The organism is Streptomyces sp. DSM 118878, from assembly GCF_052936595.1.
Genome location: NZ_CP193622.1, coordinates 1769357 through 1796215, shown reverse-complemented (window position 1 = coordinate 1796215; position 26859 = coordinate 1769357). Strand labels below are relative to the sequence as shown.

General features: G+C 72.0%; 24 protein-coding genes and 2 pseudogenes. 14 read left to right on the top strand and 12 right to left on the bottom strand.

Annotated features, from left to right (window positions below):
* Window positions 1–193 precede the first annotated feature (193 nt).
* Complete coding sequence (gene gcvP, locus ACRAKF_RS07600) at window positions 194–3079, top strand: aminomethyl-transferring glycine dehydrogenase (RefSeq protein ID WP_447036159.1); 2886 nt, start codon at window positions 194–196, stop codon at window positions 3077–3079.
* Window positions 3080–3212: 133 nt separating this feature from the next.
* Here the strand turns inward: gcvP and ACRAKF_RS07595 are convergent, their stop codons facing one another.
* Window positions 3213–3419, bottom strand: coding sequence for a DUF5999 family protein (locus ACRAKF_RS07595; protein WP_356265958.1), 207 nt, complete (start codon window positions 3417–3419; stop codon window positions 3213–3215).
* 313 nt (window positions 3420–3732) lie between these two features.
* Window positions 3733–4317, bottom strand: coding sequence for a hypothetical protein (locus ACRAKF_RS07590; protein ID WP_447036158.1), 585 nt, complete (start codon window positions 4315–4317; stop codon window positions 3733–3735).
* A gap of 481 nt (window positions 4318–4798) precedes the next feature.
* On the opposite strand from ACRAKF_RS07590, the gene ACRAKF_RS07585 reads away from it, so the two are divergent.
* Window positions 4799–6319 carry a glutamate--cysteine ligase gene (locus ACRAKF_RS07585; protein WP_447036157.1) on the top strand — a complete coding sequence of 507 codons (1521 nt, stop codon included), beginning with the start codon at window positions 4799–4801 and terminating at the stop codon, window positions 6317–6319.
* A gap of 19 nt (window positions 6320–6338) precedes the next feature.
* On the opposite strand, the gene ACRAKF_RS07580 is transcribed toward ACRAKF_RS07585, so the two are convergent.
* Complete coding sequence (locus tag ACRAKF_RS07580) at window positions 6339–8153, bottom strand: substrate-binding and VWA domain-containing protein (RefSeq protein ID WP_447036156.1); 1815 nt, start codon at window positions 8151–8153, stop codon at window positions 6339–6341.
* 166 nt (window positions 8154–8319) lie between these two features.
* On the opposite strand from ACRAKF_RS07580, the gene ACRAKF_RS07575 reads away from it, so the two are divergent.
* The gene (locus tag ACRAKF_RS07575) at window positions 8320–9123 is read left to right on the top strand and encodes a CPBP family intramembrane glutamic endopeptidase (protein WP_447036155.1); all 804 of its coding nucleotides are present in this window, start codon (window positions 8320–8322) and stop codon (window positions 9121–9123) included.
* A gap of 51 nt (window positions 9124–9174) precedes the next feature.
* Here the strand turns inward: ACRAKF_RS07575 and ACRAKF_RS07570 are convergent, their stop codons facing one another.
* Together ACRAKF_RS07570 and ACRAKF_RS07565 are read right to left on the bottom strand one after the other, a co-directional pair.
* A complete protein-coding gene (locus tag ACRAKF_RS07570) occupies window positions 9175–9996 on the bottom strand; it encodes a PhzF family phenazine biosynthesis protein (protein ID WP_447036153.1) in 822 nt (273 codons plus the stop codon).
* Between the two features lie 181 nt (window positions 9997–10177).
* Window positions 10178–10666 carry a MarR family winged helix-turn-helix transcriptional regulator gene (locus tag ACRAKF_RS07565; protein WP_447036152.1) on the bottom strand — a complete coding sequence of 163 codons (489 nt, stop codon included), beginning with the start codon at window positions 10664–10666 and terminating at the stop codon, window positions 10178–10180.
* 64 nt (window positions 10667–10730) lie between these two features.
* On the opposite strand from ACRAKF_RS07565, the gene ACRAKF_RS07560 reads away from it, so the two are divergent.
* The 4 genes from ACRAKF_RS07560 to ACRAKF_RS07545 all read left to right on the top strand — a co-directional run bounded on the left by ACRAKF_RS07560 (window position 10731) and on the right by ACRAKF_RS07545 (window position 13680).
* Window positions 10731–11111: a tautomerase family protein gene (locus tag ACRAKF_RS07560; RefSeq protein WP_447036151.1), complete on the top strand. Its 381-nt coding sequence runs from the start codon at window positions 10731–10733 to the stop codon at window positions 11109–11111.
* A 232-nt stretch (window positions 11112–11343) separates the two neighbouring features.
* Entirely contained in the window at window positions 11344–11922 is a 579-nt protein-coding gene (locus ACRAKF_RS07555; protein WP_447036150.1) for a carboxymuconolactone decarboxylase family protein, read from the top strand.
* Window positions 11919–12791 carry an RNA polymerase sigma-70 factor gene (locus tag ACRAKF_RS07550; protein ID WP_447036149.1) on the top strand — a complete coding sequence of 291 codons (873 nt, stop codon included), beginning with the start codon at window positions 11919–11921 and terminating at the stop codon, window positions 12789–12791. The genes ACRAKF_RS07555 and ACRAKF_RS07550 overlap by 4 nt, the downstream gene beginning before the upstream one ends.
* Before the next feature lie 250 nt (window positions 12792–13041).
* Window positions 13042–13680 carry a PadR family transcriptional regulator gene (locus ACRAKF_RS07545; RefSeq protein ID WP_447036148.1) on the top strand — a complete coding sequence of 213 codons (639 nt, stop codon included), beginning with the start codon at window positions 13042–13044 and terminating at the stop codon, window positions 13678–13680.
* A gap of 66 nt (window positions 13681–13746) precedes the next feature.
* On the opposite strand, the pseudogene ACRAKF_RS07540 reads toward ACRAKF_RS07545, so the two are convergent.
* A pseudogene (locus ACRAKF_RS07540) lies at window positions 13747–14133 on the bottom strand (type II toxin-antitoxin system Rv0910 family toxin); the annotation flags it as partial.
* 252 nt (window positions 14134–14385) lie between these two features.
* Between ACRAKF_RS07540 and ACRAKF_RS07535 the strand changes: the two are divergent.
* Window positions 14386–15183: a putative protein N(5)-glutamine methyltransferase gene (locus ACRAKF_RS07535; RefSeq protein WP_447036147.1), complete on the top strand. Its 798-nt coding sequence runs from the start codon at window positions 14386–14388 to the stop codon at window positions 15181–15183.
* 146 nt (window positions 15184–15329) lie between these two features.
* Here ACRAKF_RS07535 and ACRAKF_RS07530 read toward each other — a convergent pair whose 3' ends face one another.
* Entirely contained in the window at window positions 15330–15518 is a 189-nt protein-coding gene (locus ACRAKF_RS07530) for a hypothetical protein (RefSeq protein ID WP_447036146.1), read from the bottom strand.
* 160 nt (window positions 15519–15678) lie between these two features.
* On the opposite strand from ACRAKF_RS07530, the pseudogene ACRAKF_RS07525 reads away from it, so the two are divergent.
* From ACRAKF_RS07525 to ACRAKF_RS07515, 3 genes and pseudogenes are all read left to right on the top strand, one after another.
* Window positions 15679–16313: pseudogene (locus ACRAKF_RS07525) on the top strand (Clp protease N-terminal domain-containing protein).
* Between the two features lie 46 nt (window positions 16314–16359).
* On the top strand, window positions 16360–17382 hold the full coding sequence (locus ACRAKF_RS07520) for an EamA family transporter (protein WP_447036145.1): 1023 nt from the start codon (window positions 16360–16362) through the stop codon (window positions 17380–17382).
* A gap of 178 nt (window positions 17383–17560) precedes the next feature.
* The gene (locus ACRAKF_RS07515; protein ID WP_447036144.1) at window positions 17561–18526 is read left to right on the top strand and encodes a DMT family transporter; all 966 of its coding nucleotides are present in this window, start codon (window positions 17561–17563) and stop codon (window positions 18524–18526) included.
* A 75-nt stretch (window positions 18527–18601) separates the two neighbouring features.
* On the opposite strand, the gene ACRAKF_RS07510 is transcribed toward ACRAKF_RS07515, so the two are convergent.
* Complete coding sequence (locus ACRAKF_RS07510) at window positions 18602–19318, bottom strand: pyridoxamine 5'-phosphate oxidase family protein (RefSeq protein ID WP_447036143.1); 717 nt, start codon at window positions 19316–19318, stop codon at window positions 18602–18604.
* Window positions 19319–19414: 96 nt separating this feature from the next.
* Between ACRAKF_RS07510 and ACRAKF_RS07505 the strand changes: the two genes are divergently transcribed.
* The gene (locus ACRAKF_RS07505) at window positions 19415–20746 is read left to right on the top strand and encodes an aminotransferase class I/II-fold pyridoxal phosphate-dependent enzyme (protein WP_447036141.1); all 1332 of its coding nucleotides are present in this window, start codon (window positions 19415–19417) and stop codon (window positions 20744–20746) included.
* Here ACRAKF_RS07505 and ACRAKF_RS07500 read toward each other — a convergent pair.
* Window positions 20737–21747 (bottom strand): DMT family transporter, encoded by a 1011-nt coding sequence (locus ACRAKF_RS07500; RefSeq protein ID WP_447036140.1) that lies wholly within the window; start codon window positions 21745–21747, stop codon window positions 20737–20739. The genes ACRAKF_RS07505 and ACRAKF_RS07500 overlap by 10 nt on opposite strands.
* Before the next feature lie 103 nt (window positions 21748–21850).
* On the opposite strand from ACRAKF_RS07500, the gene ACRAKF_RS07495 reads away from it, so the two are divergent.
* Window positions 21851–22753, top strand: coding sequence for a LysR family transcriptional regulator (locus ACRAKF_RS07495; protein ID WP_447036139.1), 903 nt, complete (start codon window positions 21851–21853; stop codon window positions 22751–22753).
* 74 nt (window positions 22754–22827) lie between these two features.
* On the opposite strand, the gene ACRAKF_RS07490 is transcribed toward ACRAKF_RS07495, so the two are convergent.
* The gene (locus ACRAKF_RS07490) at window positions 22828–23295 is read right to left on the bottom strand and encodes a pyridoxamine 5'-phosphate oxidase family protein (RefSeq protein WP_447036138.1); all 468 of its coding nucleotides are present in this window, start codon (window positions 23293–23295) and stop codon (window positions 22828–22830) included.
* 245 nt (window positions 23296–23540) lie between these two features.
* On the opposite strand from ACRAKF_RS07490, the gene ACRAKF_RS07485 reads away from it, so the two are divergent.
* On the top strand, window positions 23541–24182 hold the full coding sequence (locus tag ACRAKF_RS07485) for a cysteine hydrolase (protein ID WP_447036136.1): 642 nt from the start codon (window positions 23541–23543) through the stop codon (window positions 24180–24182).
* Window positions 24183–24188: 6 nt separating this feature from the next.
* Here the strand turns inward: ACRAKF_RS07485 and ACRAKF_RS07480 are convergent, their stop codons facing one another.
* Window positions 24189–24641, bottom strand: coding sequence for a Rieske (2Fe-2S) protein (locus tag ACRAKF_RS07480; protein ID WP_447036135.1), 453 nt, complete (start codon window positions 24639–24641; stop codon window positions 24189–24191).
* Window positions 24642–24681: 40 nt separating this feature from the next.
* Window positions 24682–26817 (bottom strand): prolyl oligopeptidase family serine peptidase, encoded by a 2136-nt coding sequence (locus ACRAKF_RS07475; protein ID WP_447036134.1) that lies wholly within the window; start codon window positions 26815–26817, stop codon window positions 24682–24684.
* Window positions 26818–26859: the final 42 nt, after the last annotated feature.

Here is a 26859-nt window from a genome sequence, read left to right as displayed (position 1 = left end):
CTGGAAAGCAGGGCGGGCGTCGGGCGGGCACGCCCGGAATCCTCCCTCACCGACGGTGAAAGCCGGTCGGCGTCCTCGCAGGTCGAGGGTGTCGCCGGTGAAGCTCTCAGGTTGAGATGACAGAGGGGGAGGCCGTCCGGGTACCCGCGCCGAGGTACCCCTCGTAGGTCGTGCAGACCAGGAGGCCTCCGCAATGACTGCCACCCATATCCCGCTCGCCGCACTGGAGCAGGGCATCCCCTTCGAGCAGCGGCACATAGGGCCCGACGCCGCGGCCCAGGCCAAGATGCTCGCCCAGGTCGGGTACGGCTCGCTGGACGACCTCACGGCCGCCGCGGTGCCGGATGTGATCAAGAACGCCGAGGCGCTCGACCTGCCCGGCGCCCGCAGCGAGGCCGAGGTCCTCGCCGAACTGCGTTCGCTCGCCGACCGCAACCAGGTCCTGGACTCCATGATCGGCCTCGGGTACTACGGGACGTTCACGCCGCCGGTGATCCTGCGGAACGTGATGGAGAACCCCGCCTGGTACACCGCCTACACGCCGTACCAGCCCGAGATCTCGCAGGGGCGCCTGGAGGCGCTGCTGAACTTCCAGACCATGGTCGCCGAGCTGACCGGTCTGCCCACCTCCGGCGCCTCCCTGCTCGACGAGGGCACCGCCGCCGCCGAGGCCATGGCCCTCTCGCGGCGCATGGGCAAGGTCAAGAACGGCGTGTACGTGGTCGACGCGGACGCGCTGCCGCAGACCATCGCCGTCATCGAGACGCGCGCCGAGCCGGCCGGCGTCGAGATCGTCGTCGCCGACCTGAGCGACGGCATCCCGGCCGAGGTCGCCGAGCGCGGCATCGTCGGTCTGCTGGTGCAGTACCCGGGCGCCTCCGGTGCCGTCCGCGACATCAAGCCGCTGATCGACCGGGCGCACGAGCTCGGCGCGGTCGTCACCGTCGCCGCCGACCTGCTCGCCCTGACGCTGCTCACCTCGCCCGGCGAGCTGGGCGCCGACATCGCCGTCGGCACGACCCAGCGCTTCGGCGTCCCCATGGGGTTCGGCGGGCCGCACGCCGGTTACATGGCGGTGCGCGAGAACTTCGCGCGCAGCCTGCCGGGGCGTCTGGTGGGCGTCTCGGTCGACGCCGACGGCAACAAGGCCTACCGGCTCGCGCTCCAGACCCGTGAGCAGCACATCCGCCGCGAGAAGGCCACCAGCAACATCTGTACCGCCCAGGTGCTGCTCGCCGTCATGGCCGGGATGTACGCCGTGTACCACGGGCCCGAGGGCCTGAAGTCCATCGCGCGCCGCACCCACCGGTATGCCACGCTGCTCGCCGCCGGGCTCACCGGCGGCGGTTACGAGGTCGTCCACGGCGCCTACTTCGACACGATCACGGTGCGGGCGCCCGGCAAGGCCGCGGAACTGGTCGCCGCCGTCCGCGAGGCCGGCGCCAACATCCACCTCGTCGACGCCGACCACGTCTCCCTGTCCTGCGACGAGACGACCACGCGCCGGCAGCTCAGCGCGGTGTGGGGCGCCTTCGGCGTCGACGCCGACGTGGACGCGCTCGACGCCACCGCCGCCGACACGCTGCCCGAGGGCCTGCTGCGCACCGATGACTACCTCGCGCACCCGGTCTTCCACCAGTACCGCTCCGAGACCTCGATGCTGCGCTACCTGCGCAGGCTCGCCGACCGCGACTACGCGCTCGACCGGGGCATGATCCCGCTGGGCTCCTGCACCATGAAGCTCAACGCGACCACCGAGATGGAGCCGGTCACCTGGCCCGAGTTCGGGCAGCTGCACCCCTTCGCGCCCGCCGAGCAGGCGCAGGGCTATCTCACCCTCATCCGTGAGCTGGAGGAGCGGCTCGCCGAGGTCACCGGGTACGACAAGGTCTCCCTCCAGCCCAACGCCGGATCGCAGGGCGAGCTGGCCGGACTGCTCGCCGTACGCGGGTACCACCGGGCCAACGGCGACGAGCAGCGCACCGTCTGCCTCATCCCCTCCTCCGCGCACGGGACGAACGCGGCGAGCGCCGTCATGGCGGGCATGAAGGTCGTGGTCGTCAAGACCGCCGACGACGGCGAGGTCGACGTCGAGGACCTGCGGGCCAAGATCGAGAAGCACCGCGACGAGCTGGCCGTGCTGATGATCACCTACCCCTCGACGCACGGCGTCTTCGAGGAGCACGTCGCCGACATCTGCGCGGAGGTGCACGAGGCCGGCGGCCAGGTGTACGTGGACGGGGCCAACCTCAACGCGCTGGTGGGTCTCGCCAAGCCGGGCCACTTCGGCGGCGACGTCTCGCACCTGAACCTGCACAAGACCTTCTGCATCCCGCACGGCGGCGGCGGCCCCGGCGTCGGCCCGGTCGGCGTCCGCGAGCACCTCGCGCCCTACCTCCCGAACCACCCGCTGCAGCCCGCCGCCGGTCCCGAGACCGGCGTGGGACCGATCTCCGCGGCGCCGTGGGGTTCCGCCGGAATCCTGCCGATCTCCTGGTCGTACGTGCGCCTCATGGGCGGCGAGGGCCTCAAGCGCGCCTCCCAGGTCGCGGTGCTCTCCGCCAACTACATCGCCAAGCGCCTGGAGCCGCACTACCCCGTGCTCTACACCGGCCCCGCCGGTCTCGTCGCACACGAGTGCATCGTCGACCTGCGGCCGCTCAGCAAGGCGACCGGCGTCAGCGTCGACGACATCGCCAAGCGGCTCATCGACTACGGCTTCCACGCGCCGACCATGTCGTTCCCGGTGGCGGGGACGCTGATGATCGAGCCGACGGAGAGCGAGGACCTGAACGAGATCGACCGGTTCTGCGAGGCGATGATCGCCATCCGCCGGGAGATCGAGAAGGTCGGCTCCGGCGAGTGGGCCGCCGACGACAACCCGCTGCGCAACGCCCCGCACACCGCCGCCGCGCTGAGCGGCGAGTGGGAGCACGGTTACAGCCGCGAGGAGGCCGTCTTCCCCGCCGGAGTCGCCCCCTCGGACAAGTACTGGCCGCCGGTGCGCCGCATCGACCAGGCGTACGGCGACCGGAACCTCGTCTGCTCCTGCCCGCCGCTGGACGCGTACGAGGACTGATGCCGGTGCCCGTGCGCCACGGGCATGCGTCGGGGCCGGTCCGGAGAGTGTTCTCCGGGCCGGCCCCTCGGCTGTCTGCCGCGATCATGTGGATCGCGCGGGATGTCCGTCCGTGCGGCTGTGCCGGCGGCGATCAGGCGGCCGTCATGATCTGGTCGGTGCCCAGCGGTCGGTGCGGGGCGATGATCTGGCCGTCCGGCAGCAGCTCACCGGTGTCCTCGAAGAGCAGGACGCCGTTGCACAGCAGGCTCCAGCCCTGTTCCGGGTGGCTCGCCGCGAGGAGCGCGGCCTCCCGGTCGGCGGAGTCGGCTGTCGGGCACGGTGGTTGGTGCTGGCACATGGAAGGGTTCTTTCGCTGCGGTGTGATGGCTGTGACGTCTGTCCTGCGGTTTGTCGCGGTGCTCATGACCGCCCCCCGTTGTAGTTGGTCCGGTCCCAGTGTTGCCCTACGGGCGTCAATCCGCAGGGATTTCGCGGCAGCGGTTCCTACTGCTTAATGACGTATCACCCGGCCGAACGGTTCAGTCCAACTCCCCTGCCTCTTCGGGTGGTTCGGGATGGCCCGGCCAGGCTAGTCCACTTGGGTGGGAACAGCGTCGTGCCCCGCGGCCGGGGGCAGCGGGGCACGAAGGGACGCGAGGGCCCGGCGTTCGTCAGACGGGCGACCTCAACAGGGGGCTGGGGGACAGCCGCAGGGTGAGGACCTGGAGCAACTCGGCCACCCGGTGCGGACGGTGGGCCGCGATGCCGGGCGGCGCGGGCGCGAGGGGCACCAGCAGATCGGTGGCCGCGAGCGGGCCCTCGGCGCCGTCGTCCGTGCAGTCGCGGTGCAGCCAGAGCGTCAGCATGTACAGCTCGGGCACGGAGAGCAGCCGGGGCTGGCAGGGCATCGGCATGGCCTCGGCGTGCCGCAGGGCCCGTTCCGTGGAGGCGATGTAGGGGCCCTCGAAGAAGTGTGAGAAGGCCCAGCCGTCCGGCGTGAGCATGGTGTCGGCCGCGGCGAGGGCCCGCTCACCGCCGCGGATCAGGAACCGCCAGCCGGCGAGGCGCGTGGGCGACGTGCCACCGGGGGTGATGCGGTCCAGGACGTGGACGGGCAGCGGGAGTTCCGGGCTCAACGGGCCGTGGGCCGCACGCAGGGTGGGGGTGCGTGCCTCACGTACGGCAGTGGGGGAACCGAGTGCCGCGAGGACGCTGCGCAGGGCGGGCGCGGGGGCAGGAGGAACATGCAGCGGCATGGTGGGTCGCCTCTCTCATTCGACAGGCACGGTGGAGCGGGGCGGGTGCGTGACGGCGCTGTCAGCTTCGGGCCAGAGGGGCGGGGCCGGGGGGACCGGGGCGCCAGAACTCTGCCTCGAAAGCGGAGTTTATACGATGCGTGTTCGGCCGTTGTTTCATCTAACCATGATCGATATTTCCGGCAAGGACTTATCGAGCCGTCATAATGCGGTTTTTCTCCCCATTCCACAAGGGTGTCACTCCCGTGACCTCAGATGTGTCGATGGGAGCGGTCGGCCGATTCCCGTCGGTGTTTTTGACCAAGCTCACCGGAAAGAATCTGCACTCTGACGCATGCCCGGTGAATGTGCCGGGACACGACGGCACCGAGCCTACTCGCCGGCTGCGCCCCGCGAGGCGTTACGGATCATATTGGTTGGGCATCATCCCCCGTACACAGCGGCCGGGCCCCCGGCTGCCCGGGCGAGAAGGGACAAGGCGATGGGGGACAAGGTCGCGGCGGGCGCGTTCGATCTGTCCGAACGGGACCGCTATCGGAGTAAGCTCCAGAAGTGCCTCGCGGGGCTTGAGCGGCTGCTGGAGGAGGAGCGGTTCGACCGGCCACAGAATCTCATGGGGCTGGAGATCGAGCTGAATCTGGCCGGGCCCGACGGGCTGCCGAGAATGTTGAATGCGCAGGTTTTGGAGCGCATCGCGAGCCGGGATTTCCAGACCGAACTCGGAATGTTCAACCTGGAAGTGAATATTGCCCCGCACCGGCTCGGCGGGCGCGTTCTCGACCAGCTCGCCGAAGAACTGCGCACCGGCCTCAACTACGCCCATAGAAAAGCGAACGAACTCGACGCCGGTATTGTCATGATCGGTATTCTGCCGACGTTGAACAGCGCCGACCTGACCTCGGCCAACCTCTCCGACGTCGACCGCTACGCCCTCCTCAACGAGCAGATCGTGGCCGCGCGCGGCGAACCCTTCGCCCTCGACATCGAAGGGGTGGAGCGGCTCACCTGCACCTCCGCGTCGATCGCCCCCGAAGCGGCGTGCACCTCCATCCAGTTGCACCTCCAGGTCACGCCGGGCCGGTTCGCCGACGTGTGGAACGCGGCGCAGGCCATCGCCGCCGCGCAGGTGGCCGTGGGGGCCAACGCGCCGTTCCTCTTCGGCCGCGAGGTGTGGCGCGAGTCGCGTCCGCCGCTGTTCCTCCAGTCCACCGACACCAGGCCGCCGGAGCTCCAGGCCCAGGGCGTGCGCCCGCGGACCTGGTTCGGGGAGCGCTGGATCACCGGGCCGCTCGAACTCTTCGAGGAGAACCTGCGGTACTTCCCTGCGCTGCTGCCCCTCATGGACGCCGAGGACCCGCTGGCCGTGCTCGACGCGGGAGAGGTGCCGCGGCTCGGCGAACTCGTCCTGCACAACGGCACCGTCTACCGCTGGAACCGCCCGGTGTACGGCATCGCCGACGGCGTACCGCACCTGCGCGTGGAGAACCGCGTGCTGCCCGCGGGCCCCACCGTCACCGATGTCGTCGCGAACGTCGCCTTCTACTACGGGCTCGTACGGGCGCTCTGCGAGGAGGCCAGGCCCGTCTGGTCCCGGCTGCCGTTCGAGGCCGCGGCGCACAACTTCGACGTCGCGTGCCGGTACGGCATCGACGCCGCCCTGCGCTGGCCGCGGCGCGGCAGGCTGGGCGGCACGGTCGAGGTGCCGGCCGTGAGCCTCGTACGCGAGGAGCTGCTGCCGCTGGCCGCCGCCGGGCTCGACGCGTGGGGCGTGGCGCCCGCCGACCGGGACCTGTACCTCGGGGTGATCGAGGAGCGCTGCCGGCGGCGGGTCAACGGGGCCTCGTGGCAGGCGAAGACGTACCACCTCGCGCTGGAGAGCGGGCTCACCAGGGAGGCGGCGCTCGCCGCGACCACCCAGCGGTACTGCGAGCTGATGCACGAGGGGCATCCGGTGCACACATGGCCGCTGGGGCTCCACGGACCGGCGGTGCCCCGGGGCTGAGCCCGCCGAGGAGCCGCTGTCAACGCCGGTGGCTGCCCGCTTCCACGATAGCCTTGAGGATGACGGCGTGGATCTGCGCCGGGTCGTCGACCTGGTGGCCGGAGCCGCCGGTGGCCGCGGCGATCTGCTGGACCTCCTCCTTGTCGGCGTCGGGACCCACGGCTATCGCGATGACCGGCACCGGCTCCTCGGGGTCGGTGAGCTCCTCGAGCTGGGCGATGAGGGAGCCGCGGGAGATGCTGCCCGGGTCCTGGTTGGCGCCGTCGGTGAGGATCACCAGGGCGTTGAACATGCCGTCGGCGTACGTACCGCGGGCCTTCTTGTAGGCGGCGAGCGTGGTGTCGTACAGCCCGGTGGCGCCGCCCGGCACGGGCTGGAGCTCGCTGAAGGCCTTCGACAGCCTGTCGCGGTGGGTGGCGTTCCCCCTGCGGTCGCCGAGCCGTTCGGTGGGTTCCAGCTCGCGGTAGTCGCGTACTCCGTCGAGCGCGGTGGCGAACTCCCAGAGGCCGATCTCGTCCTCGTCCGTGAAGCCGGCGAGCGCCTGGAGCAGCGAGGACTTGGTGACCTCCATACGGGACTGACCCCGCCCCGGTACGAGCTGCCGCATGGACTCCGAGGCGTCGACGACCGTGCTGAGCCGGGCGCTCTGCACCGTGATCGTCCACATGCCGAGGGTCTCCTGGACCTGCTCGTCCGAGGGCGGCTCGACGGCCACGCCGGAGTACGGCTGCGGGGTGCGGCCACCCGCTGCAGTCACCAGCTCGTCCGACGGCTGGTCGGGGTCGGTCCTGAAGCCGTGGTCGGCCAGGATGTCCCGGCCCTCCTTCTCGCTGAACAGCGCCATGAAACGCAGGGCCGCGCGGCTGGTGTCCGTGGACATCCTGCCGTCCTCGACCAGCGTGTACGGGTAGTCGAGCCGGGGCGAGCCGTCCTCGGGATAGAACAGGTCGAGGTTGTTCTCCTCGCCCGCCGAGGCGTTGTGCGTGAACGCCGCCTGCTCGGAGACGATCAGCGCCTGGTTGCGGCGCGGGTTGCCCTTCTCCGCGCCGGAGCCGTCGCGGGCCAGCGTGTCCAGAAGCTGCCCGTCGGTGTCGGTCGTGCGCTCGGAGAGCGCCTTGGCCAGCGCCGCGGCCCGGGTGTCACCCTCCGGGTCGCCCTTCTTGCCGCCGCCCTTCTTGCCGTCCTGCTTGCCGCCCTGCTTCTGCGCCGACGCGCCGATCTTGGCGAGCGCGAGCAGGCCGGTGGCGCTCCGTGCGGGGTCGGCGGCGCCGAGACGCACCTTGTCGCCCTTCATGGTGCTCGCGGTCAACTCCGGCCAGGTGTACGTCTTGTCCGGCCAGCCCAGGGTCTCGGCGGCGGAGGGGACCATGCCGATGCCGACGGGCGACGTGGCGACGTTGCCCCCGGCGGCGATCTTCGTCGGTCTGGTGCCGAGGCCGACGCGCTGCACCCACAGTTCCGAGTCCGGGACCCACACCTCGTACCCGGCAGCGCCCTTGCCGGAGCGGAGGTCGTCGGCGACCTCGTAGGAGTCGCGGGCGGTGACACGGACGTCGAGGCAGTGCCCGTCGGAGGTGATCTCTCGCTTCCGGACGCTGTCGGCGGCGGCACGCAGGGCGGGTGTCACATCGGGAGCGGCGACCACGTCGAGGCGCACCGTGTCGTCACCGCACGAGCCGGGGAAGGAGAGCAGATCACTGCGGACGGCCACCGCCGTGCCGCCGGCGACCACGAGAACGAGAGCCGTGGTGACGGCGACCGTGCGGCCACGGACGCCTCTCCGGGGGGTGCGCGCGTCCTTCCCGTGCTCATCGGGCAAGCTGTGACGTCCCATGGCGGTGGTGCCCCCTTGAGTGATGAAGCAAGGAAAAAGGGGGTTGAAACGCCCTGGAACGGCTGCCTTCCCCCTCGGCCTGTCGCGCACGATCTTCGTAACTTCTTTCGAGACCCTAGCGGGGCGAGGATGGGGATGAGGCGGGATCACTCAACTGGAGGCGCAAGTGCAAGCGGAGCCGGGGCCGATGGCCGGTTCTCTTCCGATGGACGAGCCGGCGCGGCGGACGCTGCGGGACGAGACGTTGCTCGTCCTGGCCCTCTCGCTGGGCGCGAGCGGGGTGTCCGCCCTGATCAGCTTTGTCGGATCGGTCACGAAGCCGGGCGGCCTCAAGGACCAGGCGGCCACCATGAACGCGTCGGCGGCACCGGGGAGGCCGTGGCTTGATCTGGCGTGGCAACTCTTCGGGATCACCACGGCGTTGGTGCCGGTGGCGCTCGTCGCGCACTTCCTCCTGCGCGAGAGGGCGAGCCTGCGGACCATCGGCTTCGACCGGACGCGGCCCTGGCAGGACCTGGGGCGCGGCACCGCGATCGCCGCGGTGATCGGCAGCACCGGCATCGCCTTCTACCTCGCGGCCCGCGGCCTCGGCTTCAACCTCACCGTGGTCCCGGAGGCGCTGCCCGACGTGTGGTGGAAGTACCCGGTCCTGGTGCTGTCCGCGGTGCAGAACGCGGTGCTGGAGGAAGTGATCGTCGTCGGCTTCCTGCTGCGCAGGATGGGCCAGTTGGGGTGGACGCCGATGGCCGCGCTGGTGGGCAGTTCGGTACTGCGCGGCTCCTACCACCTGTACCAGGGCATCGGCGGTTTCCTCGGCAACCTCGCCATGGGCGTGGTCTTCGCGCTCCTCTACCGCAGGTGGGGCCGGGTGGGACCGCTGGTCGTCGCCCACTCCCTGCTGGACATCGGGGCGTTCGTCGGATACGCGCTGCTCGCGGGCAGGGTGGACTGGCTGCCCACGCCTTCGTGAGGTGTAGCGGGACGGCGGACCGGGCGGCCCTGTGCGGGCGTGGGAGTGCCGTCAGGCGAGGAGGTCGCCCTCGATGACCGTGACCGCGCGGCCGGTCAGCAGGGTGCGGTCGCCCCGCAGCTCGGTGCGGACCAGGCCGGTGCGGGCCGAGGCCTGTAGCCCCGTCAACTCCGCGCGGCCCAGGCGCTCGGACCACAAGGGGGCGAGGGCGGTGTGCGCGCTGCCCGTCACCGGGTCCTCGTCGATGCCGACGCGCGGGAAGAACCCCCGCGAGACGAAGTCGTAGCCACGGGAGGGGTCCTCGGCGAGGGCCGTGGCGATGATGCCGCGTTCCGAGTGGCGTACGAGGGCCTTGTGGTCGGGGGTGAGTGCCCTGACCGTCTTCTCGTCGGCGAGCTCGACCAGCAGGTCGCCGCAGTTGGGGCCGGTGTCGTACGCGCGGAGCGGCTCGGCGCCGAGGGCTTCGGCGACGCCGTCGGGAACGTCGGTGGCGGTGAGCGGGGCGGTCGGGAAGTCGAGGGTGAGGGCGCCATCGGCGTGGGCGGTCGCGGTGAGAACGCCGCTGCGGGTGGCGAAGCGGACCGGGCCGGAGGCGGCACCCGTGGTGTGCAGCACATGAGCCGCGGCCAAAGTGGCATGCCCGCAGAGGTCCACCTCGGTGGCGGGGGTGAACCATCGCAACGCCCAGTCCGCCCCGCCGCCCTCGGGGAGGGGATGGGCGAAGGCGGTCTCGGCGTGATTGACCTCCGTGGCCACGCTCTGCAGCCACGCGTCGTCGGGGAAGGCGTCGAGCAGCAGGACACCGGCCGGGTTGCCGGCGAAGGGGCGGTCGGTGAAGGCGTCCACGACGCGGATGCGGTGAGAAGTCGGCATACCGATGACGGTAGGGCGTGACGGGGCGGGCCGGGTAAGGCCAATCGCGCATAGGTGGACTGGGTTGCTACGGGGTTGCTGGCCTCACGGAGCATCCGCGTCGCGATCGACGAGGGACATCCCGGAGGCCAGAGCGCGGGCGGTGTCGGCAGGTCGCGCTATGCCGGCTCCGCCGAGCCCGCTAACGCGGCTCTGCGTTCCGTTGCTGGTCGCCCGCCTGCTCCAGGGCGGCCTCGTAGGCGTGCAGGGCGGTGATGACCGTGGCGCGTTCCGCGGGGTCGAGACCGCGCATGACGTGTTCCCAGGCGGAGGCGCTGCCGGAGAGCCATTCGCCGATCGGTGCGGCGTAGGCGGGGGCGATGGCGATGATGCGGCGGCGGCGGTCGGCGGGATCGGCGGTGCGCTGCAGGACGCCCGGCCGTGACAGCTCGCTGACCATGAGGCTGACGGTCGTCGGGGCCACCTCCAGCCGAGCGGCCAGCTCGTTGATGCTGGACGGGCCGTCGTACTCCAGGTGGGCCAGCAGTGCGAGGTGTCGCGGTGCCAGGTCCAGACCCTGGAGCGCCGGAGGGATGGGCAGGCGCTTGGCGCGGCCCACGAGCCGTGGCATGAGCAACAGCAGGGTGCGGACGGCCTCATCGACGGCTGGACCGTCCGATTCCGTGGACATCGGGGACCTCTTCCAGGTACCTTTGAAAGCAAAGGCTTTGGGTTCAAAGGGAATGAGGTCCACTATGCCGCATCTGACCGTCCACCTTCCAGAGAACAGGCTGACGGGGAACGAACCCATGCTCGTCACCGCGCTGACCGACGCGATCGTCGACGTCTACGGCGAATGGGCCCGCGACCTCGTAAGTATCCGCCTGGCCGGCGTCCCCGCGGGCCGTTTCGCGCAGGGCGGCAAGGCCGTGGACACGAAGGCCTCGGTGGTCTTGGGCGTCCGCGCAGGCGTCTTCGACCGCCCCGACGCAACCCGGATCACCGCGCGCCTCGGTGCCGCGCTCACCGACGCGATCACGCGCGTCGTCGGCGATGACCTCCGCGCCGGCACCATGGTCGAACTCGTGGCCTCACCGCCGGAACGTACCTTCGTCGGCGGCGCCCTCGCCGTGTGACCCCCACCTGGGCTCGGTCGCGGCCCGGCTCCGCGTCACCTCTAACGCTTCGGCGTCCTTCGGCTCTGTCCAGGGACGGCGGGGGTTGTCCCCGTTGATCTGCTCCGGCTTCGCCGTTGGGTTCGGCTGCTTCCAGGCGTGAGGCAGCCCCTGCCCGGGGGCGTTCGGTTGTCACATCTGTTGGTCCGGCGGTGTCTTCATGCCGAACAAGCAGATGTCCAAGGAGGACACTATGGCGATACGCGTTCCGAAGGCGGAGCTTCCCGCGGAGCTCAGGGAAAACATGATCAAGCAGCTCGGTGCCGTGCCCGAGCCTGTCGAGGCGGTGTGGCACAACCCCGAGGTCGCCACGTCCAACCTGGAGTTCTCGGCCAAGCTCGCCGAGTGGGATGAGGCCGACGCGAGCCTCAAGTCGTTCGCGCACATGGCGGTCGCGGCGCAGGTGGGCTGTGCCTGGTGCCTTGACGTCGGATACTTCCAGGCGCAGAACCAGAACCTGGACCTGGCCAAGGCGAGTCAGGTGCCGCGGTGGCGGGAGGCGGAGGTGTTCACCCCGCTGGAGCGGGACGTACTTGAGTACGCCGAGGCCATGACGAACACGCCGCCGACCGTCACCGACGAGCTGTACGCGAGCCTGCTGGAGCGGCTCGGCGCGGCGGCGATGGTCGAGCTCACCGCGTACATCGCCTTCGTCAACATGGCGACCAGGAACAACAATGCGAACGGGATCGCCTCGCAAGGCTTCTCCGAGGCTTGCGAGGTTCCGCTGGCCGCGCGTGCCGGGGCCTCCGCCGTGGCATCGTCGGCATGACCGAGGACCCGTTCGTGGCCCACCGCAACCTGCTGTTCACGGTCGCCTACGAGATGCTCGGGTCGGCGGCCGACGCGGAGGACGTGGTGCAGGAATCCTGGCTGCGGTGGGCTGACGTCGCCCGGTCGCAGGTGCGTGACCCACGGGCGTACCTCGTCCGGATCGTCACCCGGCAGGCGCTCAACCGTCTGCGAGCGTTGTCGCGCAGCCGCGAAGACTATGTCGGCGAATGGCTGCCGGAACCGCTGTTGACCAGTCCTGATGTCGCCGAGGACGTCGAGCTCGCGGAGAGCGTCTCGATCGCGATGCTGACCGTGCTTGAAACGCTCGGGCCGACCGAGCGGGCGGTGTTCGTACTCCGCGAGGTGTTCGATGTGCCGTACGGCGAGATCGCCGCAGCCGTCGGGAAGTCCGCGGCCACGGTGCGGCAGATCGCACGGCGGGCGCGCGAGCATGTGGCGGCTCGGCAGCCGCGGGTGCAAGTGAGCCGGTCGGAGCAGCAGGCCGTGGTGGAGCGGTTCCTGGCAGCGTTGCGGACCGGACAGTTGCAGGAGCTGGTGGAGGTCATGGCGCCGGACGTGGTCCTGATCGCCGATGGTGGCGGGCTCGCGGCCGCTGCTCTGGCCCCGATCCACGGGGCCGACCTGGTGGCGAAGGTGCTCGCGCGCGCAAAGCGGTCGGAAGCGGCCGAGCTGGAGACGACGGCCGTGTGGCTCAATGGCGCACCTGCGGGCCGGATCGAGATCGACGGTGAGCTGGCCACGGCGCTGAGCCTCGTGGTGGAGAACGGGCGGGTCACCCGGGTCTATCTCGTGAGAAACCCGCAGAAGCTGACACGGCTGGACGAACCAGCCGAGCTCGCCAGGTAAGCCTCCTGCTGCTCTGGCGTCGCCGGCGGTCAGAACCGTCCGGCGGCGCCGTCCGGACGGGACAGGCTCGATCCGCCCGCTTGGAGGGTTGCTCGGCGAACTGTTCCGATATATCGTTGAGGCATCGCGAACGATACGCGAGCGATCAACGACTGGGCAGCGTTCAATGGCTGGTCAGCGTTCAGCGACTGAGCGTTGAAGATCGTTGGTCGGAGGTGAGATCAACAGGCACTCAAAAGGAGTGATCGTCATGCGTTCCCACGGTTTTGAACACGAGCACGGACACGGTCGCCGAGGCGGCCGGCAGGGTCGCGAGGGCTTCGGCCGCGAAGGCGGTGGCTTCGGAGGGTTCGAGTCGCTGCGTGGCGCCTTCGGTCCCTTCGGGCCCGGCTTCGGGGGGCCCGGTGGTCCCTGGGGCGGCGGTCCCGGGGGGCGGGGCGGGCGCGGCAGGGCGCGGCGCGGTGACGTACGCGCGTCCATCCTGGCCCTGCTGAAGGACCGGCCCATGCACGGCTACGAAATGATCCAGGAGATCGCCGAGCGCAGCGGCGGGGCGTGGAAGCCCAGCCCCGGTTCGGTCTACCCGACCCTCCAGCTCCTGGAGGACGAGGGCCTCATCAGCAGCGCGAGCGAGGGCGGCAAGAAGCTCTTCTCGCTCACCGACGCCGGCCGCGCGGTGGCGGACGAAGGTCCCGACGCGCCCTGGGAAGAGGCCGGGCGCGGCGTCGACTGGGAGACGCTGAACGAGATCCGCCAGGCCGGTATGGGCCTGATGGAGGCCTTCGGCCAGGTCTGGAAGGCCGGCAACAAGGAGCAGCGCGACAAGGCCGTCACGGTCATCAACGACGCCCGCAAGAAGCTGTACCTGATCCTCGCCGACGAGGACTGACGGGGTGCGGGCCGACGGCTCTCCCCGCGGATGAAGCGCCCCGCACGCACTGTGCGGGGCGCTTCGTCACGAGACCAGGCCGGCCAGCTTGCGCAGCGACTCGTCGAGGGCGGCGGTCGCCGAGTCCCTCAGCTTGCCCGCCATCAGGGAGACCGCGGCGCCGGTGAACTCGCCGTCGATGCGGACCAGCGTTCCGGTGCCGTCGGGGGTGAGGGTGTAGCGGGTGCTGACGTTGACGCCCATCGGGCCCTGCCCCGAGATGGCGAGGGTGCGGGCGGGCTCCAGTTCGTCGATGGTCCAGTCGACCTCGGCGGGAAAACCCATCAGCTTCATGTTCTCCCTGAAGGTGGCACCCACCTCCAGCGTGGCGGGGCCGCCCCGGGGGAATCCGGTGTGCGTGGCGTTCCATTCGCCGTACGAGGAGAAGTCGGTGAGCCGGGTCCAGGCCTTCTCCGTGGTACTGGCGAGCCGTCAGTTCCTGGCGGTCGAGCGCGGTCGCCCGCCGGCCGCCGGGCCCGCGTGTGCCCGGCTTCAGGTGCGTGAGGTACTGTTCCGTTGCCCTGTGACGGACGCAGGCGGCGAGCCCCGGAGGTGAGACCCATTACCGCAACAGCAGGTCGGGTGCTCTCTTCTCGCGACCGCGCGGTTCACCCGGCATAGGTGACCCGAGGGAGCCCCATCGGGATCCCGGAAGGTTTTCTTCGCATGTCGGTCACTTCTTCTTTCACCCCCTCCCAGTACTCCACCACCGTCACCGCGCTGCGCGCCGCGGGCTGTGTCTTCGCCGAGGACGAGGCGGAGTTGATCCTCTCCACCGCGAGTTCCCCGGCCGAGGTCTCCGCCATGGTGCGGCGCAGGGCCGGTGGGCTGCCCCTCGAACACGTCCTCGGCTGGGCCGAGTTCCACGGTCTGCGGGTCGCCGTGGACCCGGGGGTCTTCGTGCCGCGCCGCCGCACGGAGTTCCTCGTCGACCGGGCGGCCGCCCTCGCGGGGCGCGAGGCCCTCGTCGTCGACCTGTGCTGCGGGTCCGGCGCGCTCGGCGCGGCGCTGGCCGCGGGCCTCGACCGGGTCGAGCTGCACGCCGCCGACATCGATCCGGCGGCGGTCCGCTGCGCCCGCCGCAACGTCGCCGCCGCGGGCGGCCGCGTCTACGAGGGCGACCTCTACGATCCGCTGCCCCGCGAACTCCGGGGCCGCGTCCAGGTCCTGCTGGCCAACGTCCCCTACGTCCCCACCGCCGAGGTCGGCCTGCTGCCCACCGAGGCGCGCGAGCACGAGGCGCGGGTGGCGCTCGACGGCGGCAGCGACGGGCTCGACGTGCTGCGCCGGGTGACCGCGCAGGCGCCGCGATGGCTGGCACCCGGCGGGCATCTGCTGTTCGAGACCAGCGAGGGGCAGATCCCCGCGGCCGTGACCGCCGTCGAGCGAGCGGGCCTGACGGCGACGGTCGTCGAGAACGAGGAGCTGTACGCGACGGTCGTGGTCGGTACGCGGGCGGGCTGACCACGCGCGCGTGGGACGGCTGATTCCGTGTGCGGGGCCGGCCGCGTACGGGTACGGGGGCCGACCCCGTACCCGTACGCGGCCGGAGCGCGGCCAAGGGTGTGCGCGGCGCTGCGAGGCCGTGGGTTTCCGGGGTACTCGTACGGTCAGCCGACCCGGCGTATGACCGCCGCGTCGAAGAGATCCGAGGCCCTGGGGAAAGGTCCTTCGTCATGGCAGTGCCAGGCGTCCCAGAACAGATCGGCGGGCAGCGCGTTGTCAGGGGCGTAGACCCGGTACACGTACTGCCTGCCGTCGATCGCCGGCAGGGCGACCATCCAGGACCTGCTCTCCATGTCTTTCAGACATGCGGCGGCACACCATGGTTGCCCACGGGGTGCCGGGCAAAGCGGCGCGCACCGCGCCGGACAGATCGGCCGGATCTCATCCGCAAGGAGGACAACCACCGCACCGGTGCCCACCTTGTGTCGGACGTGAAGATGCTTCCCGCCGCCGATGTGTACGCGTCTGGGGGTTGATGTGGTGGGAGATGTGCAAAGCCGTACCCCGCCGGGAGCAGAACCCGACTTGATCCGTGCAGATCCCGAGTCCCGACTCAGCGCCGAGCTGGCCGCCGTAGTGGCCGGCGCGCGCCGCAGAGCCGTACGTGACGGGGACCGGCAGATCGACACCGCCCACCTGTTGCACTCCCTGCTGGAGTCCGACCCCGAGGTGCGCGCGGTCTTCGCGGACGGCGCCCAGGTGGTGCGCCTCCTCGGCTACCTCGTCCAGCGCAGCATCGGCTACGGCTTGCAGTGGCAGGGCACGGTCGAGGACTCCGGGGCCGTGCCCGTGGTGGCGCCCGCGAAGGAGACGGGCTGGTCACCGACCGCCGTCCTCGCGATGGAGGTGGCCTGGAACGGGCCGAACTGCGCGGCGACGCACACCCGCTCGGCATGGATCTCCTCGCCGGTCTGGCCGCCGACGCCGAGTGCCGCGCGGTCGAGGTCCTCGGGCGGGCAGGTGTCGACGTCGAGGGCCTGCTGCGGCGCGTCGAGGCGGGCTGCCGGCAGTACGCGTCCGGGGACCACGGCTACCTCGGGGACGCCGGTTCTGGGCGCGCGGGAGGCGCGGGGACGTCCGTCGGTTGAGACAGGGGTCATCGCGGATGACGCTCATGACACCGCCTGTCATGATGTGCCGGTGCAAGCGTCTCAGGGGATTCAGGAGAGCCGGACCGGCGGCCGCGGGAGCCAGGGGCGAGGTGTCGGCCTCGGGCTCGCCCTGGTCTCCGCGGTCGCCTTCGGCGGCTCCGGCGTCGCGGCCAAGCCGCTGATCGAAGCGGGGCTCGACCCCCTCCACGTGGTGTGGCTGCGGGTGGCGGGCGCGGCCCTGGTGATGCTGCCCGTGGCCTGGCGTCACCGTTCGCTGGTGCGGGACAGGCCCGCGCTGCTCGCCGGGTTCGGTCTCCTCGCCGTCGCGGGCGTCCAGGCCTGTTACTTCGCCGCGCTCTCCCGTATCCCCGTGGGCGTCGCCCTGCTGATCGAGTACCTCGCCCCCGCGCTGGTCCTCGGCTGGGTGCGTTTCGTGCAGCGCAAGCCGGTGACGCGGGCGGCGGCGCTCGGCGTCGTGCTCGCGGTGGCCGGCCTCGCCTGCGTCGTCGAGGTGTGGGCGGGGCTGAGCTTCGACGCCGTCGGACTCCTGCTCGCGCTCGGCGCCGCCTGCTGCCAGGTCGGCTACTTCGTCCTGTCCGACCAGGGCAGCGACGCGGGCGACGACGCCCCCGCCCCCCTCGGCGTCATCGCGTACGGCCTGCTCGTCGGTACCGCCGTGCTGACCGTCGTGGCGCGGCCGTGGGGCATGGACTGGACGGTGCTCGCGGGCAGCGCCGACCTGGACGGTTCGGCCGTCCCCGCCTGGGTGCTGCTCGGCTGGATCGTGCTCGTCGCGACCGTCGTCGCGTACGTCACCGGGGTGCTGTCCGTGCGCAGGCTCTCCCCGCAGGTGGCCGGTGTCGTGGCCTGCCTCGAAGCCGTCATCGCGACCGCCCTCGCCTGGGTCGTCCTCGGCGAGCACCTCTCGGCGCCGCAGATCATCGGCGGTGCCGTCGTCCTGGGCGGCGCGTTCATCGCGCAGTCCTCGCGGCCGGGCCGGCCGGACGGCGGGGACGACGTTCCGGCATCCGGAACGGAGTTGGCGCGCAGTGGCAGCGCGACCTAGGCTGCGGATCATGCACGCACGAGCGCTCGTTCTTCCGCCTCCCGCCTTCTAGCGCGGGGCGCCCACGGATCATGACCCGGCCGATGGCCGGGCGGAACGGTGCTGCCCGCAGACGGAGCCAAACGTCCCTCCTCTGCTGCGGAGAACTCACGTGTCGAACGTGTCGAACACGTCAAACGTGTCGAATGCTGTCCTTGGCCTGCCCGTCGGGCGAGGTCTCGTCTATCTGATCGTCGCCGGAGTCGCCTGGGGCACGGCCGGTGCCGCCGCCGCGCTCGTCTTCCAGGCCAGTGACATGGGGCCGGTCGGCCTCTCCTTCTGGCGGTGCGCGGGCGGGTTCGTCCTGCTGCTCGCCACCCGCGCGCTACGGCCGAGCCGCAAGAAGCCGTACGTGTCCGGGGCGGCCCGCGAACCACTGGGCCGCAGGGCCCGCCGGATCGTCGTCACGGGCGTGGCCCTCGCGGTGTTCCAGACCGCCTACTTCGCGGCGGTCGAGACGACCGGCCTCGCGGTCGGCACCGTCGTCACCATGGGTTCGGGGCCCGTCCTCATCGCCCTCGGCGCGCGGCTGACCATGGGGGAGCGGCTCGGGCGCGGCGGATCCTTCGCCGTCATCGGCGCGCTGGCCGGACTCGTGGTGCTCGTCCTCGGCGGCGGCGGCGCGACCGTGCAGCCGCTGGGCGTGGTCTGGGGGCTCGTGTCCGCCGCCGCGTACGCCGCCATGACGCTGGTGACGCGGTGGTGGGGGCGGGACGGCGGAGCCGACTCCTCCGACACGACGGTCTGGGCGTTCGCGGTCGTCGCGCTCTGCCTGCTGCCGGGAGCGGCGGCCGAGGGCCTGGTGCCGCACACCGCCGACCCCGCGCGCGTGGGCGCCTATGTGCTGTACATCGCCGCCGTGCCGACGGCTGTCGCGTACGCGCTCTACTTCGCGGGAGCGGCCGTCGTGCGCTCCGCGACCGTCTCCGTGATCATGCTCCTGGAGCCGGTCAGCGCCGCGGTGATCGCGGTCGCCCTGCTCGGCGAGGCCCTCACGGCGGCGACCGTCGCGGGCACGGTGCTGATGCTGGTCGCGGTCACGGGCCTCGCGGTCGCGGAGGCGCGGGGTGCGGTGGCGGCGCGGCGGGCCGCGGTGCCGGTCTGAGGGAGCGGCCCGAAGGCAGCGGCCGCCCCGGGTGGGGCGGCCGCTGTGCCGGGGCGGGCTCGCCTCAGCTCGTCGTCACAGCGCGGTCAGATAGTCCGGCGCCTCGATGCCCGGGGCGAGGTCGGCGGAGGGGATCAGCGCGCCGTGACTCCTGCGCAGCGGGACCACGCCTGACCAGTGGGGGAGTTCCATGTCCTCGGGTTCGTCGTTGGGGCCGCCCGTGCGGGCCTTCGCCGACACCTCGTTCAGGTCGAGGCGGAGCACGGCCGTCGCGGCGAGCTCCTTGGCGTTGGCGGGGCGGGAGTCGGCGGCCCGCCCCGGCACGACGTGGTCGACGAGGGCGTCGAGCGCGGCCCGCTTCTCCTCGGGGTCGGTGACCTGGTGGGCGGTGCCGTGGACCACGACGGAGCGGTAGTTGATCGAGTGGTGGAAGGCGGAGCGGGCCAGGACGAGACCGTCGACATGGGTGACGGTCAGACACACCTGAAGCCCCGGGTCCTCTTCTCCGGCAGCCGCCTGTGCGTCGGCCGCCATGCGCAGGGGCCGGGAGCCGGTCGAGCCGTGCACGTAGAGGCGCTCGCCCACCCGGCCGTAGAGCGTCGGCAGCACGACGGGGGCGCCGTCGCGCACGAAGCCGAGGTGGCAGACGTAGGCCTCGTCGAGTATCGCGTGCACCGTCTCGCGGTCGTACGAGGCGCGGTCCCGGGAGCGGGTGGGGACGGTGCGGTCGGTCGGTGCGTAGGCGGCGCTCTCCGGCGTGTCCGTGTCGGTGGTGGTGCGCGTCGTCTGCATGGCCTCTCCTGTACTGATCCTGTGGCCGGCTGAACCGCGTGCCCTGCCTGGCATTCCGGTTTGCCGTTCGTATTGCACTAGTGCATACTGGCGTTTGTGCTAGGAGAGTATCGGATCGAAGGTCGGCGCGCAGCCGATATCGCGGCGAGCGTGGAGCGGGCCGTGGGTGACGGGGGCCTGGAACCGGGCCAACTGCTGCCGCCCATGCGGGACTTGGCGACGCGCCTCGGGGTGAATCCCAACACCGTGGCGGCCGCCTATCGCACCTTGCGCGAGCGCGGGGTCATCGAGACGAACGGGCGGCGCGGCAGCCGCGTACGGCCGAAGCCCGTCACGACCGCACGCGAGCGGTCGCGGGTGGATGTGCCGCCGGGTGTGCGGGACGTGTCCCAGGGCAATCCGGACCCGAAGCTGCTCCCGCCGCTCGCCGGGGCGTTCGCGCTGGCCGCGGCGGAGGGCGACGCGAAACCCGTCCTCTACGGAGAGGACGCCGTCGACCCGGCGCTCGAACGGTACGTACGCGCGGCCTTCGACGCCGAGGGCGTTCCCGCGGGACCCGTCGCCGTCACCTCCGGGGCGCTCGACGCCATCGAGCGGGTGCTCGCCGCGCACCTCAAGCCCGGCGACGCGGTGGCCGTCGAGGACCCGGGCTGGGGCAGCATGCTCGACCTCGTCCCGGCCCTCGGGCTGCGCACGGTCCCGGTCGGCGTGGACGACGAGGGGCCACGGCCCGCCGACGTCGAGCGGGCCCTGGCCGGTGGTGCCCGCGCCCTCGTCGTGACGGACCGCGCCCAGAACCCCACCGGCGCCGCCATCAGCGCCCCACGCGCGCGTGCCCTGCGCCAGGTGCTCGCCGCGCACCCGGATGCCCTGCTCATCGAGGACGACCACGGCCACGGCATCGTCGACCTGCCGCTGCACCCGCTGGCCGGGGCGGCGCGCCACTGGGCCCTGGTCCGTTCGACCGCCAAGGCGTACGGCCCCGACCTGCGGCTCGCCGTGCTCACCGGAGACCCCGTCACCGTCGACCGGGTGCAGGGGCGCCAGCGGCTCGGCCCCGGCTGGGTGAGCATGCTGCTGCAACGTGCCGTCCTGCGGCTCTGGTCCGGTGACGCGGTCGACGCGCGCGTGGTGGCGGCTTCCTACGGGCGACGGCGGGACGCCCTCATCGCGGCGCTCGCCGAGCGGGGCGTGCCCGCGTACGGGCGCAGCGGCATGAACGTATGGGTGCCGGTTCCGGACGAGACGGGGGCGGTGGCGCGGCTGCTGCACGCCGGGTGGGGAGTCGCCCCGGGGGCGCGCTACCGGCTGGCCACGCCGCCCGGGGTGCGGATCACGATCGCCGCCCTCGCCGACGAGGAGATCCTGACCGTGGCGGACGCGGTGGCCTCGGCCACCGGCCCCGCTCCCGCGCGGCGCTACGACTGACGGGCGGCGCCACGCGCGCGTGGCCGGGACTGGGTGAGCGCGGCCCCCGCGAGGACGATCACCGCGCCGACCGGGGTGGACCAGCTCAGGGACTCGCCGAGCAGCGTGACGCCCGCGGCGGTGGCGATGACCGGAATGAAGTACGTGACCATCTGGGCGGTGGTCGGACCGACCTCGGCGACCAGGGCGTACTGCAACTGGAAGGCGAGGCCCGTGCCCAGGGCGCCGAGCGCCACGACCGCGAGGAGCGGCACGACGGGGAAGTGCGCGGGGACGTCGGTGAACAGGGGCGTCACCACGGCCAGTTCGGCGGTCGCGACGAGCAGTTGCGCACCGGACAGGGAGAGGTTCGAGTGGCCGGAACCGGCCAGCGTGCGGCGTACGTAGATCCAGCCGATCGGGTAGCTGAGCGAGGCGAGCAGCGCCATCGCCGTGCCGGCGAGGTCGAGGCCGCTGAAGCCCTGCCAGGCGCCGAGCACCGTGAGCACCCCGAAGAAGCCGATGCCGAGGCCCGCGACGCGGCGCCGGGTCGGCCGGTCCTCCGAGAGGGCGACGAGCGAGAGGGCCATGCCCCAGAGCGGTGACGTCGCGTTGCAGATGCCCGCGAGCGTCGACGGAACGGTCAACTCCGCGTACGCGAAAAGGGAGAACGGCAAGGCGTTGAGCAGCAGGGCGGCCACCGCGAGGTGCAGCCACGTCCGTGTGCCGCGGGGGAGCCGCTCCCGCTTGACGACCAGCACGGCGGCCACGACGGCGGTACCGAACACGAGCCTGCCCAGAGTGACCTGGAACGGCGCGTACGCCTCCGTGCCCACCTTGATCAGCAGGAAGCTGAAGCCCCAGATCAGCGAGAGGATCCCGAACCGGATGCGCCAGTCGACGGCTGGGCGCACGGGTGCGGCCGTCCCGGTGGTGGGCGGCTCGGTGGGCGACTCGGTCGGCGGCGCGGTCGGCGGCTCGGGCGCGGGGGCCGTCCCTGCGGGCGGGGTCGGGGTGCTCATGCGCTCCACGATGCGTCCCCACAATCTCGTAGCACAAGCGAGATTTTTTGCGGAGTATCACGTAGCATTGCTTACATGTCCTACGGGGGGAGCTGAGGAACCCATGCTGAATCTGGAGCGGCTGCGCACGCTGGACGCCCTCGCCCGGCACGGCTCGGTCAGCGGCGCGGCGTCCGGGCTGCACGTCACGACGTCCGCCGTCTCGCAGCAGATGACCAAGCTGGAGCGCGAGGTGGGCCAGCAGCTCCTCGCCAAGAACGGCCGGGGGGTGCGGCTCACCGACGCGGGGCGGCTGCTCGCCGAGCACGCCGCGCGGATCCTCTCCCAGGTCGAGCTGGCCCAGGCCGACCTGGAGGAGCAGCGCGGCAAGGCGGTCGGCGAGCTGCGGATATCCGCGTTCCCCACGGCCATGCGCGGCCTGCTGCCTGCCACGCTCGCCGCGCTGCGCGCCGAGCACCCGGGGCTGCGGGTGAGCTGTCACGAGAGGGAGCCGACGCCCGCGGTCGCGGCCGTGGTGCGGGGTGACAGCGACATGGCGGTCGTCCTCGACTGGTACAACAAACCCCTGCCGATACCGGAAGGGCTGGAGAAGGCGCCCCTGCTCGACGACCCCGCCGACGTCGCGATGCCCGCCGCGCACCCTCTCGCCGACCGGACCGAGATCGACCTGGAGGAGCTCGCGGACGACGAGTGGATCACCTGGGCCGAGGGCGAGTTCTGCCACGAGTGGCTGATGTTCACCCTGCGGGGCAAGGGCATCGAGCCGCGCATCGCGCACCGCGCGGAGGAGCATCACACGCAGCTCGCCCTGGTCGCGGCGGGCCTCGGCGTCTGCGTGGCACCGCAGCTCGGCCGCGACCCGATGCCGGCCGGGGTGCGGATGGTCCCGGTGCGGCACCGGGTGCGGCGCCACGTCTATGTGGTCTGGCGGACGGACGCGGCCCGCCGCCCGTCGATCAGGGCGGCCGCGGAGGCGCTGCGCGTGGCGGGGGCGGGGCTCCGGTAGGGGCGGGGCGGCCACCGCGCCCACCGCGGGGTGACCTTCGCGCCCGGCGCGGCCTTCATGAGGCGCGGGAGTGGCTAAAGTGCCGCCAGCTTGCGGAAGTCCCAGGAAGCGATCGTGTCCGGGGTGAGGCGGAGCCACGCGTGGCGGCCGTCATGCGGCATCTCGTCCATGCCGAACAGCTTGCGCGCGAACAGCTTCTCGGGGACGGTCAGCTCCGGGCAGGACTCACCCGTGCGGGGCACCTCCCCGACGAACTCCACGGTTCCGGACAGCTCGACGCCGCGCAGCTCCCCGTACTCCTCGCCGGTGTCCACCACCACGGCGACGCGCCGGTCCTTGCGCAGATCGGCCCAGCGCTTGCTGCGAGTGACCGAGTACAGCCACAGGGATGTGCCGTCCCAGGCGAACCAGAGCGTGCTGACGTGCGGGGTGCCGTCGGCCGCGACCGTCGCCACGCGGCAGGTGCGCTCCGCGGCGAGGAACGCGTCGAGCTCGTCCGGCGTCATCATGATCCTGCGGCCTCGACGCTGCGTGGCGGCCATGTGCCCTCCCATGTGGCGTAACCCGTGCGCGGACCGGGCGTCTGTGCTGACTGAGTGGCTGGGCTGTCCGGGCGTCTGTGCTGACCGGGTGTCAGGAAGGGATGATGGAGGCTCTTCCCTCATCACGCAATGCCCGTTAGCCTCGCGCGGGTTCCGGGAGCCGCACATGCCGCGCCGGTCCTGTCGGCACCCCGGCACCCCGGCACCCGGCACCGGCACCCCGGCCCACCGTCACAGGGGGACCCATGCCGTCGTACGGACAGCTCAGCGCGATCCTCGACCCGGCGAGCACGGCCCTGCTGACCGTCGAGTGCCAGCAGGGCGTCGTGGGCACCGAGAGCGCCCTGCCCGAACTCGCCGAGGAGGCCAAGGCGTCGGGGGCGCTGGACAACGTGGCGCGTCTGGTGGCCGCCGCGCACGGCAGCGGCGTCCAGGTCCTGCACGCCGTGGCCGAGCGGCGCCCCGACGGGCGCGGCGCCAACCACAACGCCAGGATCTTCCGGGCCGCGGGCCGACTGCCCGTCCAGCAGCTCCCGGGCACGGCGGCCGTACGGATCGCACCGCCGATCGAGGTGGCCGACGAGGACCTGGTCGTACGCCGCCTGCACGGCCTCTCGCCGCTCGCGGGCACCGACGTCGGCCCTCTGCTGCGCAACCTCGGCTGCCACACTCTCCTGATCACCGGGGTCTCGGCCAACGTCGCGATCCCGAACGCGGTGTTCGATGCCGTCAACCTCGGCTACACCGCCGTCGTGCCCGCCGACGCCATCGCGGGCGTCCCCGCCGACTACACCGCGGCGATGGTCCGCAACACCCTCGCCCTGGTCGCCACCGTCACCACCACGGCGGACGTGCTCGACGCCTGGAAGCGGCCCCGCAGCGAGTGAGAACCATCAGCCGAGCCTGAGCGAGTCACCGTCCACGGAGATCGTGGCCGCGGGCAGCGGCCGGGGCGCGGGGTTCTGCTTGACGCTGCCGTCGGCGATGTCGAACTTGCTGCCGTGACAGGGGCAGTTGATGGTGCCGCCCTCGACGCTCGTCACCGGGCACTGTTTATGGGTGCAGCGGTTGGAGAAGGCCTTGAACTCGCCCTTCGTGGGCTGGGTGACCACCACCCCCTCGTCCTTGAAGATCTTGCCGCCGCCCACCGGGATCTCCGACGTCCTGGCCAGCACGGTCCCGGCGGCGCCACCGTCCTCGGGCTGCGCCCCCGCGGGCTCGGCCGAGTCCTTGGCGTCGTCACCGCCGCCGCACGCGGTGAGCGCGGCGGCCAGGCCCGCCGCGCCGATCGTGGCCACGACGGCGCGGCGGCGGGGTCCGGAGAAGGCTTCCTCGTCAGTCGTCATGCCCGGTGGTACGGCCCCGCGCGGCCAGGTGTTCAAACCGTCAAGAAGTTCCTAGGGACGCCCGAAGGAACCCGAGTTCCAGCCGCAGCAGGTTCGCCCCCGCCTCGCCCGACACCATGTGGCTCGCGCCGGAGAGCGGCAGCACGGTGTGCCGGCGGCCTGCGGCCAGCAGGGCCGAGGAGAAGCGCAGCAGGTGCACAGGGAAGACGTTGTCGTCCGCCAGACCGTGCACCAGCATCAACGGCCGGGTCAGGCGGTGCGCGTGGGCGACGAGAGAGCAGCGCTCGTACTGCTCGGGTCGTACGCCGGGGTGACCTAGATAGCGCTCCTTCCAGTGGGTGTCGTACAGCTCCAGTTCCGTGGGCGCGGCGCCCGCGACCGCCGCGTGGAAGACCTCGGGGCGGTGCAGCACGGCGCCCGCGGCGAGGTAGCCGCCGAACGACCAGCCACGGATGCCGACGCGTTCGAGGTCCAGGTCGGGGCATCGCTCGGCCGCCGCGTGCAGCGCGTCCACCTGGTCGTCGAGCGCCGGCGTCAACTGGTCCCCGTGCACGGCCCTCTCCCAGGCGATGCCGCGCCCCGGGGTGCCGCGCCCGTCCGCGACGAGCACAGCGAAGCCCTGCTCCGCGAACCACTGGGCCACGACGGTCCACCACGCGCGCGCGTGGACGACGAGCCGCATCCCAGGGCCCCCGTACGGGCAGAGCAGAACCGGCAGCTTTCCCGCGCCTGGTTCGTGCCAGGACGGCAGGTACAGCGCCGCCCGCAGCTCCCGCTCGCCCAGCGTCATGTGCTGGGGGCGGGGTACGACGACGGGTTCCTCGCAGAGCACGTCGATCCGCCCCGCGGGCTCACCGCCGCTCAGCACGGTCACCGTGTGCCCGTCGGGCGTCCTGCTGTCCAGGACCACGGTGTCACCGCCGAGCACGGCCGTGTGCACGCCCGGGCCCTCGCTGATCCGCGTGACGGAGTCCGCCCCCGCGGGGCCCTGGCGTCGGCCTTCCCGGTGGTCGAAGGACCAGACGTGGGTCTGCGTGGCCTCCCGCGAGGCGGTGAAGAACACCCGCTCGCCGATGGCCCCGAGAACCTCCTGCACCTGTAGCCCCGCGGGCGTCGTCGCCTCACCCACGGCAAGGCCGCGGGTGTCCCCGTCGACCGCCGCGTACCGCACCAGGGCGCCGGACGGGGTACGCAGCGGCGCGCCCGGCAGCAGCGGCACCCACGCCTCGTCCCGCACGCGGCACACGGTCTGCGAGGCTCCCGTGGCCGGGTCGGCCTCCATGATGTGCACGGAACGCTGGTCGCGTGTCTGGAGGGTGATCAGGGGCCCATGGGCGTCCCAGGCCGCCGTCGGCACGTACTCGAAACGGTCGTCCGTCCACGTACCGCCGGGGTGCCGCTCATCGGCCCGCTCCGGGGTGCGCACCTGGGTACGGGACCCGGCCAGGCGCAGGATGTGCAGCGACGTCTCGGCGTTGCTGGTGCCCGCCGCGGGGTAGCGGACCGAGCGGGGCGGGAGCTCGGGCCTGGCCAGGTCCGTGAGCCACCAGCGCCGCACCATGGAGGCGTCCACGCGGGCGACGAGCAGCGCGTCGCCCGCCGGGGACCACCAGAAGCCCCGGTGGCGGTCCATCGACTCGGCGGCCACATGGTCGGCGAGCCCGTAGGTGACCTCCGGACCCTCGGGTTCCGCCAGGGCCCGGTCGTCCGTGCCATCGGCTGCGACGACCCGCAGGGCGCCCCCGGTGACGTACGCGATGAGGGTTCCGTCCGGTGAGGGGCGCGGGTCGACCGCCGGGCCGGCGGTGCGGAGGCGGCGCGGAACGCTGCCGTCCGGCTCCACCACCCAGAGGGCGCCGCCGAGCGCGAAGGCGACCACGCGCGCGTGGCGGTCGCTCGCGAAGGCCGCCACTCCTCGCGCGGCCTCCCGCGCGCGCTCCCTGCGGACACGCTCCGCCTCCGGCACCGGGCCCGCCGCGCCCAGACGGAGCGGATCGACGAGCAGGCGCTCGGCCCCGTCCTCGTACAGCCACAGCCTGCTGACCGGGTCGTCGCCCGCGGTGGAGCGGGTGAAGAGTAGCCGGCGGCCGTCCTCGGAGAGCGTCAGGCCCTGGGGTCTGCCCAGGAGGAAGCGGCGCGTGCGCGCGAACTGCCGAGGAAGATCCGGTGCGTCCATGAGCGGCACTGTAGGCAGCGGGGCGAGTGATCGAACAGCTTC